Source organism: Actinomyces ruminis, assembly GCF_002154335.2.
Classification (GTDB): Bacteria; Actinomycetota; Actinomycetes; order Actinomycetales; family Actinomycetaceae; genus Actinomyces; species Actinomyces ruminis.
Map to the genome: position 1 here is coordinate 1 of NZ_MTPX02000034.1, position 14,862 is coordinate 14,862.

At 64.5% G+C, this 14,862-nt stretch carries 15 protein-coding genes and 6 pseudogenes; 1 reads left to right on the forward strand and 20 read right to left on the reverse strand.

The annotated features are described in order from the left end of the window. From BW737_RS17835 to BW737_RS19855, 9 genes and pseudogenes are all read right to left on the reverse strand, one after another. Positions 1-327 (reverse strand): annotated as a pseudogene (locus BW737_RS17835) (hypothetical protein); the annotation flags it as partial. An 11-nt stretch (positions 328-338) separates the two neighbouring features. Further along, complete coding sequence (locus tag BW737_RS19845; protein ID WP_420835707.1) at positions 339-968, reverse strand: transposase; 630 nt, start codon at positions 966-968, stop codon at positions 339-341. After that, on the reverse strand, positions 871-1,251 hold the full coding sequence (locus BW737_RS17845) for a transposase (RefSeq protein ID WP_420835708.1): 381 nt from the start codon (positions 1,249-1,251) through the stop codon (positions 871-873). The genes BW737_RS19845 and BW737_RS17845 overlap by 98 nt, the downstream gene beginning before the upstream one ends. 318 nt (positions 1,252-1,569) lie before the next feature. Next, the gene (locus BW737_RS19850; RefSeq protein WP_420835709.1) at positions 1,570-1,869 is read right to left on the reverse strand and encodes a DDE-type integrase/transposase/recombinase; all 300 of its coding nucleotides are present in this window, start codon (positions 1,867-1,869) and stop codon (positions 1,570-1,572) included. Next, entirely contained in the window at positions 1,757-2,305 is a 549-nt protein-coding gene (locus BW737_RS05395; protein ID WP_086615927.1) for an IS3 family transposase, read from the reverse strand. Before BW737_RS05395 ends, BW737_RS19850 begins: the two co-directional genes overlap by 113 nt. Before the next feature lie 43 nt (positions 2,306-2,348). Continuing rightward, positions 2,349-2,564, reverse strand: a pseudogene (locus BW737_RS05400) (transposase); the annotation flags it as partial. Positions 2,565-3,150: 586 nt separating this feature from the next. Beyond that, positions 3,151-3,588, reverse strand: coding sequence for a hypothetical protein (locus BW737_RS15615; protein ID WP_143233285.1), 438 nt, complete (start codon positions 3,586-3,588; stop codon positions 3,151-3,153). A 330-nt stretch (positions 3,589-3,918) separates the two neighbouring features. Continuing rightward, on the reverse strand, positions 3,919-4,275 hold the full coding sequence (locus BW737_RS17850; RefSeq protein WP_257210510.1) for a transposase family protein: 357 nt from the start codon (positions 4,273-4,275) through the stop codon (positions 3,919-3,921). A 232-nt stretch (positions 4,276-4,507) separates the two neighbouring features. Continuing rightward, positions 4,508-4,690 (reverse strand): annotated as a pseudogene (locus BW737_RS19855) (transposase family protein); the annotation flags it as partial. Positions 4,691-4,906: 216 nt separating this feature from the next. Between BW737_RS19855 and BW737_RS05420 the strand changes: the two are divergent. Continuing rightward, complete coding sequence (locus BW737_RS05420) at positions 4,907-5,329, forward strand: hypothetical protein (RefSeq protein ID WP_086615929.1); 423 nt, start codon at positions 4,907-4,909, stop codon at positions 5,327-5,329. 180 nt (positions 5,330-5,509) lie between these two features. Here BW737_RS05420 and BW737_RS05425 read toward each other — a convergent pair whose 3' ends face one another. The 11 genes and pseudogenes from BW737_RS05425 to BW737_RS19865 all read right to left on the reverse strand — a co-directional run. After that, on the reverse strand, positions 5,510-6,394 hold the full coding sequence (locus BW737_RS05425) for a nucleotidyl transferase AbiEii/AbiGii toxin family protein (RefSeq protein ID WP_086615930.1): 885 nt from the start codon (positions 6,392-6,394) through the stop codon (positions 5,510-5,512). Further along, complete coding sequence (locus BW737_RS05430; protein ID WP_180272073.1) at positions 6,391-6,789, reverse strand: type IV toxin-antitoxin system AbiEi family antitoxin domain-containing protein; 399 nt, start codon at positions 6,787-6,789, stop codon at positions 6,391-6,393. The genes BW737_RS05425 and BW737_RS05430 overlap by 4 nt, the downstream gene beginning before the upstream one ends. A gap of 42 nt (positions 6,790-6,831) precedes the next feature. Continuing rightward, positions 6,832-6,990: pseudogene (locus tag BW737_RS19860) on the reverse strand (hypothetical protein); the annotation flags it as partial. An 89-nt stretch (positions 6,991-7,079) separates the two neighbouring features. Beyond that, a pseudogene (locus BW737_RS05435) lies at positions 7,080-8,968 on the reverse strand (ABC transporter ATP-binding protein). Between the two features lie 113 nt (positions 8,969-9,081). Continuing rightward, positions 9,082-10,833 (reverse strand): ABC transporter ATP-binding protein, encoded by a 1,752-nt coding sequence (locus tag BW737_RS05440; protein WP_086615932.1) that lies wholly within the window; start codon positions 10,831-10,833, stop codon positions 9,082-9,084. A gap of 125 nt (positions 10,834-10,958) precedes the next feature. After that, positions 10,959-11,687: an SDR family oxidoreductase gene (locus BW737_RS05445; protein WP_086615933.1), complete on the reverse strand. Its 729-nt coding sequence runs from the start codon at positions 11,685-11,687 to the stop codon at positions 10,959-10,961. Between the two features lie 51 nt (positions 11,688-11,738). Continuing rightward, positions 11,739-12,356, reverse strand: coding sequence for a sugar O-acetyltransferase (locus BW737_RS05450; RefSeq protein ID WP_218961789.1), 618 nt, complete (start codon positions 12,354-12,356; stop codon positions 11,739-11,741). 92 nt (positions 12,357-12,448) lie between these two features. Next, positions 12,449-13,552, reverse strand: a complete 1,104-nt coding sequence (locus tag BW737_RS05455) for a helix-turn-helix transcriptional regulator (protein ID WP_143233287.1) — start codon at positions 13,550-13,552, stop codon at positions 12,449-12,451. A 182-nt stretch (positions 13,553-13,734) separates the two neighbouring features. Beyond that, entirely contained in the window at positions 13,735-13,914 is a 180-nt protein-coding gene (locus tag BW737_RS05460) for a hypothetical protein (RefSeq protein WP_086615935.1), read from the reverse strand. Positions 13,915-14,093: 179 nt separating this feature from the next. Then, on the reverse strand, positions 14,094-14,258 hold the full coding sequence (locus BW737_RS17855) for a hypothetical protein (protein ID WP_257210511.1): 165 nt from the start codon (positions 14,256-14,258) through the stop codon (positions 14,094-14,096). 62 nt (positions 14,259-14,320) lie between these two features. Next, a pseudogene (locus BW737_RS19865) lies at positions 14,321-14,596 on the reverse strand (low temperature requirement protein A); the annotation flags it as partial. Positions 14,597-14,862: the final 266 nt, after the last annotated feature.

Sequence of the window (14,862 nt, forward strand, 5' to 3'; positions counted from 1 at the left end):
GGGCTTGTTTCCAGTTGGTGGTGACTTGTCCTTCGACCATGCGGCCCTTGGCCTTGCGCTTGCTGGCGGGTAGGTTCTTCTCCTTGTCCCGTTCTCTGGGAGCCTGTCAAGGTTTCTGTGTAAGCGGGTTGTTGTTACAGGTAGGGGCGGGTCCGCTTCGGGGTAGGCGGCGGCGAGTTGGGCGAGGGCTTGTTTCCAGTTGGTGGTGACTTGTCCTTCGACCATGCGGCCCTTGGCCTTGCGCTTGCTGGCGGGTAGGTTCTTCTCCTTGTCCCGTTCTCTGGCGCGCTTGTCCTCGATGTTGCAGATGGCCAGCCACAACAGCACCCGCGGCGGCCTCATCGGAGCGGGTGCTGGCCCCGGTTCTTCGAGACCTTGCGCAGCTGGTAGTTCAGCGACTCGATGGAGTTGGTGGTGGGGGTACCTCCCACGAAGTGGGGGAGAGATGACCCGGCGCAGCATCGGCGGGAACGCCAGGAACGGCTGTGTTCCGCTCCCATGCCCTCACCGCTGGTCGCCACCGCCCCTGGGGGTACTTGCTGCCCCACTGGTCGGCGAAGTCGGCCAGGGCCACCCCGGGGCGGCCTGGTCGTTGGGGGCGGTGTAGACGGGCTTGAGAGCTTTAGCAGGCCTGCCTGCGGTCCCCATAGGCCACGAACCGCATCCAGGGGCGCGGAAGCGGGTGCTACCCACGCAGGTCTGCACCAGGCAGTGTCGGGCCAGGCCTGCCTCGGGTCGCCCCTGGGGCAGGCCGACGAGCCCGTCGCAGCACACGATAAGCACGCCCCTATGAGGCCCCTGTTGGCCAGCTCGGCGCACACGTGCGCCCAGAACGAGGCGCCCTCCTCGGCCTGCACCCAGATACTTAAGTCACGTGCTTGATCCCGTCCATGCCCGTCCCCCACAGCGATGTGGGCTGACCTGGTGGTCACGCGGTGGTCGGCGCGTACCCTGGGTGCGGATGGCATCGAGGTAGATGACCGGGTAGAACTCCTCCAGGGGTCGGTTGGGCCACTCCATGACCGCCTCGCACACGGCGTCGGTGACCTTGCTGATCGTCCCGGCCGACAGCTCCACACCCAGGGTGGTCTCCAGGTGGCGGGCGGGGTCTCCCGCACTGTCATACCGCCCGCGTACAGGCTCACAATCATCGAATCCAGGCCGCCCCGTGCGCCGCTGGCCCTTACGCACCAGGCGGGGCGTAAACGAGCCGGCCCGGTCCCGGGGGACCTCGATCTCGAAGGAGCCCACCTCCGAGTCGATCGTCTTGGTCGTGGTGCCATTACGGGCGTTACCGCGGGCGGCCTTGGCCGGCTCGCCCTTCCCTGTGGCCCAGGTGATCGGTCAGCTCTGCCTGCAGGCCCCGCTCCAGCGCCTCCTTCAACAGCGCCGGCAGCAGCCCGTCAGCACCAGTGAGCACCCGCCTTGCCGGACCCGGGCCTGCTCAAACAGGTCATCCAACGCACCAGAGGCGGCCAGCTCCCGGGCCACACCACTACCAGTCGGAACGGTCCCAGAGGGGGCGGTCTTCTCCTTATCAGTCACAGTCATGACAGTAGGTCCTCTCAATCAGGGCTTACACAGACCATTGAACACGCCTTTGAACGACTCTGCCCACGCATTGTCCCAGCACACCCCGGTACGCCCCGCCGACGGCCGAATACCATAAGAGGCCAGGTGGTCAGCGAAGGCCTGGGACGTGTACTGCGCCCCGCGGTCGGAATGAAAGACAGTCACCCCACGAGCCGGCCTGCAGTTACGCACCGCCATGTCGATGGCCTCGCACACCAGTTCGGTGCGCATATGATCCGCCAGAGCCCACCCCACCACCTTCTTCGTGCAACAATCCAAAACCGTCGCCAGGTACACGAATCCCACCCAAGTAGGAATGTAGGTAATATCCCCAACCCACTTGATCCCGGGGGCCTCGGCAGCGGGAGTCCCGCTGGACCAGGTCGGGGCGCTCATCCAGGTCCTCGGCCGGCACGGTGGTGCACACCTTCCGGCGCGGCCGTGCCGCTTTCAGGCCCAGCTCCCGCATGATCGACCTGACCGTGTCGGGATCGGCCGGCACCCCCTGCCAATCCAGTGTGGCGGCGATGCGCCTATACCCGTAGGTGCCATCAGACTCATCAAAGATCTTCTTGATGTACCCGGCCAGCTCCCGGCGCTGAACAGCGGTGGCGGACTCGGGAGGCGACAGCCAGTTGTAGTAGCCGGATTTGGAAACCTTCGCCCACTGGCACATCCAGGCGATCGGGTAGTTGCCTTCCTCGCTGTGAATGAACTCGTAGATGCGAGTCACTCTTGTTCCTTCGCGAAGAAGGCCGCCGCTTTCTTGCGGGAACTCACTGCCCCATCCGCACCTTGTGCAGCTCAGCCTTGACCCTAGCGAGTTCCTGCGCCTCGGACTCGTTTCTCTGCTCCTGGGCGTCGGCGTGCTGCTTCCTGTACTTAGCGACCCAGTTCCCCACGGTCTGGGCCACCAGACCATAGGATGCCGCGACCGACGCTATCGTCCGATCCCCCTCAACCACCTCGCGAGCAACCTGCTCGCGGAACTCCTCGGAGCACTTCGCCTCAAGTCATGTCCATCATCCTCACTATCAGATCACAGGAAATGGAAGCCATCCCCCAAGTCCTAAAACAACCTGGCGTTCCAACTCGCCCTCGCCCACCGCCGCATCCTCACCCCATATACGCCACGGGTCCGAGACGGCTCCCTCTACGACCCACCAGCCCAACAACAACTACCCGCCGCCACTTGACAAACCACATAGGGGCACCCCCCAGTCCAGCTGTATCGGCCCTGACCGTCTACGAGCTCGCCCGCGGCTTCCAGCAGGTCCAGCAGCAGCGGCATTGACACCTTCAAGTATTTGCCGCACTGTCCGCCGCTGGCCGCCCACACTCGCTGTAAGACCTTTAATGCGTCGCGGCGAGTGTTCTACGTGCCCTGCCCCTGGGCTCGGACCTGCCAGTTCCTGGAGGGCGCTTGGCCACCGCCCTCAGGCGCCGCCTGGCGCCCTCCCGGCACCCGACCGGTCACCGCGCACACCTCGCCCCGGCATCCTCCCCTTGTCCTTCTCAGGGCGCCTTGGCATACGCCCCTGCGTACTTCCTAGTGACCTCCGCTCTGGCCTGCACCGGTCAACCCACAAGCGCATGCCCACCACGATCCGCGACTCTCGCGGGCAGTTCTAGATGAGGCACCGAACCACTTTCGCGGGCATCTGAAATGAGTCTCGTCGCGCGCTTGACACTCCGCTGTTGCAGGCGATGGGCTAACACCCATCTGTAGGTTGTGTCGACGCAAACCAAAGGGCGATGGCGCCGATACGCAGTTTGTTTCGTCGCTCCGTACAGATAGTTTCTCATCCCTGAAAGGAAGTCTGCCATGAAGTTCAGGACGAAACTGGCATCAGTATTGTCGTCAGCCTTGTTGTGCTTCGGCTTGTCTGCCGTCGTCACACCCGTTGCACACGCGGCATCTCCGGCTAGCCAGGCCGTAGCGTCTACAGCGATCATGCCCAGCGGCATCAGATTTAGCTCCGACCACTGTACACACACAAGTTCATCGTTCTCCACATGGGGGTATCATGAAACCGCCTGGTTTGTTTCCCACTACAACAGTGGGGGATCTCATTACCATCGCGTGCGGCTCATTTATACCACGACCTACTCTTGGGTCCCCCCTCGCTCGGTGACTAATACGGTTTACGCCGTTATCAAATGTGGATAGTATTGCACTCCATTCAGTCCGATACTGCCGAAACGCAGGACGAGATACGGCTACGATATCGGCGTGAGAACTTTACCTGCTGAGGGATATGCTAGTGTCGCATGTTGTTAGTTCCTAGACGGCTGGTTTGGTGAGATCGTGGGGCGTGGTTAATCGTCCTACTCCTGGAGGGTTATTCATGGGGTGTATGTGAATATGAGGGTGAGTACGGTTGTGATGGTTTGTGGGAAGGTTTGTATGGGTCTTCTGTAGCCGGTGTGTAGGACGCGCCAGGTCTTGAGGTTGGCGATGGCTCTTTCGACCATGTAGCGGATGCGGTTGATGGAGGTGTTCAGTGTCTTGTCGGACTCCCGCAGGGGCTGTCCGGGTTGCTTGTTGACGGGGGTGGTCATGCCCAGCCCTATGTAGCCCTTGTCGCCGATATGGAGGGGAGCAGTGGCACCCTCGGGCAGGTCTTGGGGTGGGATGTCCAGCAGGCCGCTGGCCCGCAGGGCGGTGGCGTCGTGCACCGATCCGGGTAGCGGGTCGGACACCCAGGCGATCGCCCCCGACAGGGTGCAGGCGACCAGGGGCGTTCAGCCGGTGGTGCGGTACTTGCCTGACAAGCAGTCCCGGGACGTCCTTCCAGTCCCAGGACTTCAGCACTGTGCCATCAATGATCAGGGTTTGGGTGGGGTCCAGGTCCTCCACCGTCGGTACGGCATCGCCCAGGGCGTGGGCGATCAGGGTGGTGTAGGCGCCGATGATGCGGGAGGCGGTGGGCTGGGAGATGTCGAACAGCTCGGCCAGCAGTTCCTGGCTGGTGTTGTGCCGCAGGGCCATCACGGTCAGCTTGACCCGCTTGTACAGTCCCAGCACCCGGGACCCGGCCACCGGCAGGTCACCCTGACTGTGCAGGATGGCGCACAAGTCCTGGGGGCTGGTGGCGGTTGAGCTTCGTGCTAGCATTCACGACTGACGGTCCGTTCTTCGAGGCTATTCACGGTCAAATGAATCCTCGCAGGAACGGACCGTCCCACCCCTCAACCACAAAGCGCGTGTCGCGAATCCCCCACACCCCTATGAATAACCCTCCTGGTGCCCGCGCGCCGTTTACCCTCGCGCCTTCGTCCTCTATGGTTCCGGTTGCGTGTGATTATTCCTGAGGGCGCAAAGGAGCGTGTCATGACTGAGGTGCAGGAACGGAAGCGAGAATCGGTGCGTTCAGGGTCGGCTGTCTCGGAGCGGCCAATGATGCCGACGACGTGGTACCTGGTTGCCAGTGCAGTGATTGTGTCATTGTGCGCCGTCGAAGCGACGATTCGCTGCCAAGGTGGTGACCCGGGATTGTTGGCAGTGGTGTTTCTCCTGTGTTTGCCGGTGTTGACGCTGGGCGTGCAGCCGTGGGTGCACAAGCGGAGTTCGATGCGCGAGCGTGTTGTCCTCCGGATGGTTGAGGGCAACGAGGCGGTGGTGCTGGTTTCGCTCGCCGCGGTGGCTTGGTTTGGCTGGGGCGAGATACCCCTGGTCCTCGCCGGCGTGCTCGGAGCGGCGCTGTCGCTCATCGGCCTGTGGGGTTTGCGCGCCCTGCGGAAAGCAGCGGCGTAGAAGCGTTGTGCCGTCGTCGATCGACGCGCTTTGCGGCGCTACCCATATCGGCACAGGAGCGGGCTGCGTGGGATCCGCAATCGTGCGCAGCCGCTCCAACGCAGCGTCGTGCTGCCCCCGGCTAGTGGTGTCTAACCTCAACGTGGGTTCGGTGTCATGAACCTCTGCGCAATGCCAGAGTTACTCTTTCCCATTACTGTTAATGTCACCGGGGACGTGGATGAGTGCGCGCTGGTAAGTGCCGCTAATGAGCGCTATCGCGTCATCGTACTTGCTCGCCTCAAGCCGCAACTCGGCTGCCATCTGTTCGTAGCTGGTACGCCAGAAATCAGGTGGATTTGGCAACGAGCGTGGTGGCAGTCTGCCGTCTCGCGCATCAAACACGCGACGAAGAGCATCCCCGAGACGCTTCGACACCAACAGTCCCGCCTCTACAAGGAGGACGAGATCCACTAAGTCCTTCACCCTTGATGAGGGACGATCGTGAGCATATGTCCGTGCGCATGCGTGTAGTTTCTCGGCTGCCTGTTGATTTGGGTCGATAGCGGCTATAGTGACCGCTTCGCACCCTTGAAGTTCTGGAAGCGTCGGTTCAACGCGAAGTCGGTCAGCAGTATCACCCATGTCCACGGCATTTGTCATCACGTCAAGCCTGACCGAACAGATCTCGCTGTTGTCCAGCAGGGCTCGCGTCACAACCCTCCATGTTTCACCGGCGTTTCCGTCTGCAGTCGCGGTCTTGGGAAGCCCGACCCTGAAGGTCACTCGGTCGCCAAGATCTTGGTCGAGGACTTCGTCAATCAGGTCTTGGACCGCGACGGCAGTCAGTCCGTTCTGAATGCCGTGAACGACGAGGTCCAGATCCTTCGTGGTTCTTGCATGCAGCCCAAGTCGCAGTTCCATCGCGTAGCCGCCCTTGAGCACCCATCTGGGATCCGTAGCGAATCGTGCGAGCAGTCGTTGAAAGGCAAAACGCTTGATGATGACGTTCGGGTCGACGCCGAGACGGCGGCCCTCGTTGGATAGTCGCTGGGTCACCGACTCCTTGTACGAACTGTCCCTCACTGTATCTCCTCAACGGCCGTGGAAACGGCCCGTTCGAGTCGTAATGCCGCCCGATCGCTCAGCCCTGACGCGCGGTTACGTAGACGACGCGGAGTAATCACCTCGTTGGCGAGCGCCTCACGGACGGCTTGGGTCAGATGCTCCTGCGAGGAGGTGGAGGAAGCGACGTCGGCAAGCGTGCGTTCCACCGTGGTGACCCTCCAACCGTCCCGGTCCTCCCTGTCGCCCGGGGGTACCGCGCCTTCGTGAATGGAAAGGATGCCGTTCTGTTCACGACGACCGCCGGGCACCGTTACATTGATGCGCGCCGGGTTCGTATCGGACAGGTCATGGACTGCCAGGGCGGTTTCGTGTGAGATGACGGCGTCCCGGCCGAGTCTGAGGCAAGCGCGCACGTACTCGTCATCTGCTGAGGTCGGCCAGTTGGGCAGTCGGAACAACCCACGATCAACGCGGACCCAGTTGCCGCGATCTGCGTGGTACTTCTGCGCCTGGTAGGAGTATCCGACGTCTAGGGCTTGAGCTGCCGTGAAGAAACCGTGCTGACGGAAGGCTGTACCTTCCAACGAACGGCGGAGATCATTCCGGGTTGACATGTGACAAGCGTAGCAGATGAACTAAAGAAAAACTTTAGTTACTCGTGGTGTGTGCCGCCTGAAACTAAAGGAGAGCTTAGATGGAGCGCCTACTCCAGCTCGAAGGCGCCGGTGTAGAGCTGGTAGTAGGTGCCGCGCTGCTCGATCAGTTGGTCGTGGCTGCCGCGCTCGATGATGCGGCCGTGGTCGAGCACCATGATTGCATCGGAGTTGCGCACCGTGGACAGGCGGTGGGCGATCACGAACACCGTTCGGCCCCGCATGAGGTTGTCCATGCCCGCCTGCACCAGGGCCTCGGTGCGGGTGTCGATGGAGCTGGTGGCCTCATCCAGGATCATCACCGGCGGGTCGGCGACGGCGGCTCGGGCGATCGACAGCAGCTGCGCCTGCCCCTGGGACAGGCTCGAGGAGTCGCCGGAGATGACCGTCTGGTAGCCGTGCGGCAGGCGGCGAATGAAGCGTCGGCGTTCGCCAGCTTCGCCGCCTCGATGCACTCCTCGTCGGTGGCGTCCAGGCGCCCGTAGCGGATGTTGTCCATGACGGTGCCCGTGAACAGGCGCACGTCCTGCAGCACCACGCCCAGCGAGCGACGCAGGTCCGCCTTGGCGATCTTGTTGATGTTGATGCCGTCGTAGCGGATCTTGCCGTCGTCGATGTCGTAGAAGCGGTTGATCAGGTTCGTGATCGTGGTCTTCCCGGCGCCGGTGGCACCCACGAAGGCGATCTTCTGCCCCGGCTTGGCCCACAGGGAGACGTCGTGGAGGACCTCCTTGACGCCGTCGTAGGAGAAGTCCACGTGCTTCATGACGATTTCGCCGCGCAGCCGCGTGTAGGTGACGGTGCCGTCCGCCTGGTGGGGGTGGCGCCAGGCCCACACGTCGGTCTTGTGGTCGGCGGGCTGAACGCCGCCGTCGGCCGTCTCGACGGCGTCGACCAGGCCCACGTAACCGCTGTCCTGCTCGGGCTGCTCGTCGATCAGGGCGAAGACGCGGCCGGCGCCGGCCAGCCCCATGGCGATCAGGGCGACCTGCTGAGAGGCCTGGTTGATGGTCTGGGACAGCTGCCGCACCATCGCCAGGTAGGAGACGATGATGCCGACGGTGATGGTGCCCATGCCGGAGAAACCGATATTGGTTACCTGCAGCTGGATGAGCAGCCCGCCCACAATGGCGACCAGCACATACAGCAGGTTGCCCAGGTTGCCCATCGCCGGGGCGAGGATGTTGCCGTACTGGTTGGCCTTCTCAGAGTCGGAGAACAGCTGCTGGTTCAGAGCGTCGAAGTCAGCCTTGGCGGCTTCCTCGTGGTTGAAGACCTGGACCACCTTCTGGCCGCCCATCATCTCCTCGATGAAGCCCTCCTCCGTGGCCAGCGACTGCTGCTGGGCCACCATGTAGCGCGACGACTTCCCGCCCAGGTTTCGGGTGGCGCCCACCATCACCGCGGCCGCGACGGCCACCAGGAGGGTTAGCCACAGGCTGTAGTAGAGCATCATCGCCAGCATGGCGCTGAGCGTCAGGGCAGACTGGATGAGCGTGGGCACCGACTGGCCGATCAGCTGGCGCACGGCGTCGGTGTCGTTGGTGTAGGTCGACATGATCGCGCCGTGGGCGTGGGTGTCGAAGTACTTGATCGGCAGGGACTGCATGCGGTCGAACATGTCGTCGCGCATGTGCTTGAGCGAGCCCTGGGTGACCACGGCCATGATCCGTGAGAACAGGAAGTTGGTGATCACGCCGAGGCCGTAGACCACGCCCATGGCGGTGATGATGTGCACGAGCGTGGGCATGACGGCGTCGAGCCCGGTGCTCAGGCCGGGGGTGATGACCTCGTCGACCACCCGCTGCATGAAGATCGCGGCGACCGTTGAGGCGACCGAGGCGATGACGATGCTGATGGCGGAGACGATCAGCCGCCACGGGTAGTAGTGGAAGACGTAGGCCGCCAGGCGGCGGGCCGGGTGCGCAATGCGCGGCAGGTCGTGCGGGTCGGGCTGGTCCCCAGCCCCGGCGCTCTGCTGCGGGGCGACGGCGGTCGGCTGCTCGGCGTCGGGACGCTCCTCGGGCCGGTCGGTGCGGTTGCGTGCCACGGTCACGCCACCTCCTGTTCCTGGCTGGTGCGGTTCTGGGACTCGTAGATCTGCTGGTACTCCCCGCCGGCCGCCATGAGCTCGGCGTGCGTGCCGTGCTCCAGGATGCGGCCGTCGTCGAGGACGACGATCTGATCGGCGTGCTCCACGGAGGAAAGCCGCTGGGCGATGATGATCTTGGTGGTGTCCGGGATCTCCTCGGCGAAGGCGCGGCGGATGAGGGCGTCCGTGCGGGTGTCGACGGCGGAGGTCGAGTCGTCCAGGATCAGGATCTTCGGCCGTTTGAGCAGGGCGCGGGCGATGCACAGGCGCTGCTTCTGGCCGCCGGATACGTTGGTGCCGCCCTGCTCGATGCGGGTGTCGTAGCCGTCGGGGAACTGGCGGATGAACTCGTCCGCCTGGGCGAGCTCGCAGGCGTGGACCAGCTCGGCGTCGGTGGCGTCGGGGTCGCCCCAGCGCAGGTTCTCCTTGATGGTGCCGGCGAACAGGACGTTCTTCTGCAGGACCACGGCGACGGCGTCGCGCAGGGACTCCAGGTCGTAGTCGCGCACGTCGACGCCGCCGACGCTCACCTTCCCGCCGGTGACGTCGTACAGCCGGGAGATCAACTGGATTAGGGTGGTCTTCGCTGATCCGGTGCCGCCCACGATGCCGAGGGTGGAGCCGGAGGGGATGGTCAGGTCGATGTTGTGCAGGACGTCGGCCTCGGCGTCGGCGGAGTAGCGGAAGGAGACGCCTTCGAAGCGGACCTCGCCGTCGGCCACCTCGGTGAGGCCGTCGGCGGGGGAGACGAGGGTGGGCTCGTGCTCGATTACCTCGGCGATGCGGTTGGCGGACTCCGCCGACATCGACACCATCACGAAGATGAAGGCGAGCATCATCATTGAGGCGAGGATCTGCACACCGTAGGTCATCAGCGAGGAGAACTCGCCGGTGGTCAGCTCGGTGCCGCCGCTGGAGACAACCACCCGGGCTCCCAGGTAGTTGACCAGCATGAGTGCCACGTAGATGAAGAAGACCATGATCGGGCCGTTGAGTGCCAGGATCTTCTCGGCGTAGGTGAAGTCCTTGCGCACCTGCTGGGAGGCGGCACGGAACTTGGTCTTCTCGTGCTCCTCGGTGACGAAGGACTTCACCACGCGGATCGCAGAGACGTTCTCCTGCACGGAGTTGTTCAGGGCGTCGTACTTCTTGAAGATCCGCCGGAAGATGGGGAACACATAGGCGGCCAGACCGATGAGTGCGCCACCGAGCAGCGGCAGCATGACGATGAAGATGAGTGCCAGGCGGGCGTTGATCGTCAGCGTCATGATGATCGAGAAGATCACCATCAGGGGCACGCGCACGGCCACGCGGATGATCATCTGATAGGCGTTCTGCACGTTGGTGACGTCGGTGGTCATGCGGGTGACCAGCGACGATGCCGAGAAGCGGTCGATGTCCGCGAAGGAGAACTCCTGCACCCGGTAGAACAGGTCCTGACGCAGGTTGCGGGCCAGGCCGGCGGCGGCGGTGGCGGCGCGCACGCCGGACATGATGCCGCACGCCAGCGAGATCATGGCCATGAGCACCAGCACCAGACCGATGCGCAGAATCGGGCCCATGGAGCTGCCGGTGAGGGTGTCGATGAGCTCGGCCATCATGAGGGGCAGGATGCACTCGAGCCCGGCCTCACCCACCATGAACAGCGGCGCCTGCACCGACGCCGTTCTGTACTCGCGCAGGCTGCGCATGAGCGTACGTATGGTCTTCACAGAGGACTTCTATCAGCTTCTCGGTAAATAGGACAGTCGCTCAGCCTACCTATCTGCGCTCCTCGGGGACAACGGTGAACCGACCTCGGCACGTGACTTCTACCGGTCTCGGCGAGGGAGCGGGATCAGTTCCCGGACATGGCGGCCAGGGTCATCTCCATCACGCGGCTGGTGCCCCTGCTCTGCTTGCAGACGAACACGACGGCGTCGGCCACGTCTTGCGGTAGCAGCATGAGGCGGGCGTCATTCTCTTCGTGCGTGCGCCCGGCCCCCACCTGGAACTCGGTGTTGGTGGCCGACGGACACAGGGTGCAGACCTTGAGTCCCTGCTCACGGAACTCACGGTTGAGTGCCTGCGCCATGCCCCGGTTGGCGAACTTGGTGGCGGAGTAGGCGACCTCCATGGCGTGACCGCTGATGCCGGTGACGGAGGAGACGATGATGAGTTGGGACTCCTCCTGCTTGAGCATCTCGGGCAGGGCGTGCAGACAGAATGCGTAGGACGAGCGCACGTTGGTGTCCATCTGCACGTCGTAGGTCTCCATGGTCGAGTCCAGGAATGGTCCGGCGATGCCGATGCCCGCGTTGGAGACGAGGATGTCGATGCTCCCAAAGGTCTCCACGGCGAGCCCGACGGTCTCGGCCGCGGTGGCCTCCTCACGGGCGTCACCGGCGTAGTAGACGGCCTGTACACCCAGATCGCGGCACTGCTGTGCGATGCCCGCCAGCTTGTCCTCGGAGCGGGCGGTCAGCACGAGGTTCACCCCCTCTCCGGCCAGGGCGAGGGCGGAGGCCCGGCCGATGCCGGAGCTCGCGCCCGTGATGATGGCGGTCTTCCCGGTGATGTCCTGCATGGTTGTCTCCCGATTGCTCTGAGTTTCCTGGCCCAGCCGACACAAAAGGGCTCAGTCGCCGTTGAGGGTGCGCACCACCCGGGCGGGCACCCCGGCGACGACGCTCCCGCCGGGGACGTCCTTGGTGACGACGGCGCCCGCGGCCACGACGACGTTGCTGCCGATGGTCACGCCTGGCAGGACGGTGACATTGCCGCCCAGCCATACGTCGTCGCCGATGGTGATGGGGCGGCTGACCGCCTTGCGCTCCCGACGCGCCGCGGCGCTGAGCGGGTGGCCGGTGGTGGCGATGGTCGTGTTCGGTCCCACCATGCAGTAGTCGCCGATGCGCACCGGCGCGCCGTCCAGGATGGTGACGTTGTAGTTGGCGGTGAAGCTCCTGCCCACGTGGATGTTCTTCCCGTAGTCGCAGTGGAAACCGGGCTGGATGTCCAAGCCTTCCCCGGCCGAGCCCAGGAGCTCGCGGGCTGCGGCCTCGCGCGCGGCCGCGTCCAGAGGATCGCAGTCGTTGAGTCTGCGGCAGAGCGCGGAGGCGGTGTCCTTGCGCCGGGCGACCGCGGGATCGTCGTAGCGGTACTCCAGACCCGCCTCGAGCTTGTCCAGTTCGCTCATGGTGGTTGGCGCGGCTGCGGCAGACGAGTCGGGTGAGGCGGGTGGCTGTACGGTCATGGTGTCCTCCTGCTTACTGGCCCATCCCGAAGCCTGTCACTCGGGCATCGCCCCGCGCAGCGCCCATTCCTCAGCTCCACCGGGGTAGATCCTCAGACTTCGGCCTGCGCGCCCCGGGCTGCTCCCCGTACCGGGCAGGGGCTAGGCCTGGCTGGTTCCCCGCGGAGAGTGACCGAAGTAGCCCATATAGCCCGGTAGAAGTTGCTCGTGGAGGAGTAGCCCACGTTCCGGGCGATCTCCTCCACCGCCAGCGTGGTCCGGTCCACCAGGAGGGCGGCACGCTCCATGCGCAACTGGAGTACCAACTGGGAGAAGCTCTTCCCCGTCTCCTTGCGCACCAGTGTGCTCAGGTAGTTGGGGTGGTAACCCAATCGGCCGGCCAACGCGCGCAGACTGACGTGCCCCAGATCCCGGGACACGGCGTCAATAACGGTGGAGGAGACGGGCCTGTCAAAATCTCCGGCTTGCCCGGGGCTGCCGGCTCCGACGCCGATTCCGCCGCTGCATTCGGAGCTCCCGGTCTCGGCTCGTCCCGAGCGCCCTGCGTGCTCCGCGCGCCATTCCCGGGCCACCAGCTCTACCAGCGCCAGGGCCAGTGGCTTGAGGATCTGCTGGGAATCGCTGCGGCGATTGGCGTACTCCACCACCATCATCTCCAGCAGCCGCCGTACCGGGGAGCAGCCGGGGATGGTGACGTGTCTGAACTCGTCACTGAAGGCGTCCTCGCGTGGGCCCAAGTAGAAGTTCAGCAGCTCGGCGTCGGCCATGACCGGCGGGAGGAACTCCCGGTAGAAGGTCTGGGTGCGCACCAGCACGCCCACGATTGTGCACTGCTCGCCGACGCTGGAGCGCAGGGCATAGCCGTGGAAGGGCTGGCCCGCGTACATCTGGCCCTCGTGCACCGTCACCAGGTTGTCGGGCCGGTGACTCAGAGCCCGATAGTCACCCCGGTAGGCGTAGTTGAGGAAGAAGAACCCGTGGCGGTGGAAGCGCTCGCCGATGTTGCTGCCGCGGAAGACGCAGACCATGACCTCCTCATCGTCTTCGCCGAACCACTCAAAACCGACCTCGGCGCCGCTGGTTCCAGGCACCTCTCTGTAGGTCCAGTCGTAGAGGGGGAACCTCCCGGCGAGCAGGTCCAGCGCCCGGGGAAGCGCTGCGTCATCGTGCACCTCGCCGTCCACATCGTCTCCCAACTGCTCCCGGCCTGCGGATCGCGACGCCGACTTCCAAAAGATGATCGACGACGACGCCTTTGGTCGCCAAGGACCGGGTGGCGACCTGCCGATCCTCGCCGATCATGCTGACATGCTAGCGGTTGGTGCGGTGGCGCCGGATTCGTCCTCCATTCCCGTGTTGTTGCGGGCAGGTGCCGCCGTCAGCTCGTCGGCAGTGCCACCGGCCGGGAGCCGACGGGGGTGTGGCGGCGGCTACCGGCTGTGCGGGTGTCGCGCGCGGTCTGCTTGGCGGCCTGGTCCTTCAGCATGGAATTGGTGGACTCCGCGATCGCGCGGATCGTGTTGGCGTCCAGGGGCGTGGTGGGGACGATGATGAACATGATGTCCTTCCGTGAGGGGGAGTCGACCCATCGGCGAAGCGTGGGCTGGGAGGGGCCGAGTTTGAGCCGGCTCAGGTTGGGAAGTGCGGCCGGAAGGCCGCCGGCGACGACGGTAGCAGGTGCGCATACGCGATCGTCAGCGCGGGCTCGTCTGTGTCGGATGCGGACATTGCTCCGCGTCAGTCAACGGGGGCAGGAGTCGGTGAGGGTGCAGCCTCGCAGCGGAAGTCTTCTGGTGCGGGCAGATCGGCAGACGCCGGCGCCAAGGTCTCCCAGGCGGACATGACCAGGGCGACAACGGCGGCCACGCCCAGACGCAGCAGCACCGCCGTCTTCCATTCCATGGGGCTTCGGGCTCCTCTAGCGCGCTGTGGAAGCTGGCGGCGACGGCGATGATGCCACCGATGAGACTCAGATGCCCGTAGACGAGTACCCCCCTCACGGCGTCGAAGGGCGTGCGCGCGGTCTCCAGCAGTTGCAGCACCGGGCCGCTGGAGTGGTGGAAGGAGGACCACCGCAGGCCGCCGACCGGCATGAAGGCCGCGAGCACAGCGACCGCCTGCTGCCAGGTGACGGATTCGGCCTCGCTCAGCGGCTCACCGATGCCCACTACGGTCTCGCCCAGGGCCACGATGACCAGCAGGCCGAGCCGGACGCCCCCGCCGAGCAGCGCACCGGCCACGAGCAGGGGCCGGTCAGGGCCACCAGGCGATTGCGGTTGGTACTCACGTCGCGCATGCTCGCCGAATGCTGGTGATGCGCCACAGCTAGTAGCGACTGCCAGGACGATGACGCCGTGAAGCAGGCCGAGGGCACTGTGGTTGGCTGTTTGGGGCAGATTGGTTTTGGGGGTTGACGTGGGGTTGGTGGGTTGTTATGTTTGATGGTACATCAAACGGGTGGTGGTCAGTGTTGATCGCTGGGCCGGTGGTGGCGTTCGTGCCGTTC

Bases quoted from the DNA above. Each gene is read 5' to 3' on its own strand.
- BW737_RS19845 (WP_420835707.1), bottom strand. From the start codon at position 968: ATGCCATCCGCACCCAGGGTACGCGCCGACCACCGCGTGACCACCAGG.
- BW737_RS05420 (WP_086615929.1), top strand. From the start codon at position 4,907: ATGACTGAGGTGCAGGAACGGAAGCGAGAATCGGTGCGTTCAGGGTCG.
- BW737_RS05445 (WP_086615933.1), bottom strand. From the start codon at position 11,687: ATGCAGGACATCACCGGGAAGACCGCCATCATCACGGGCGCGAGCTCC.
- BW737_RS05450 (WP_218961789.1), bottom strand. From the start codon at position 12,356: ATGACCGTACAGCCACCCGCCTCACCCGACTCGTCTGCCGCAGCCGCG.
- BW737_RS05460 (WP_086615935.1), bottom strand. From the start codon at position 13,914: ATGTTCATCATCGTCCCCACCACGCCCCTGGACGCCAACACGATCCGC.
- BW737_RS17855 (WP_257210511.1), bottom strand. From the start codon at position 14,258: ATGGAATGGAAGACGGCGGTGCTGCTGCGTCTGGGCGTGGCCGCCGTT.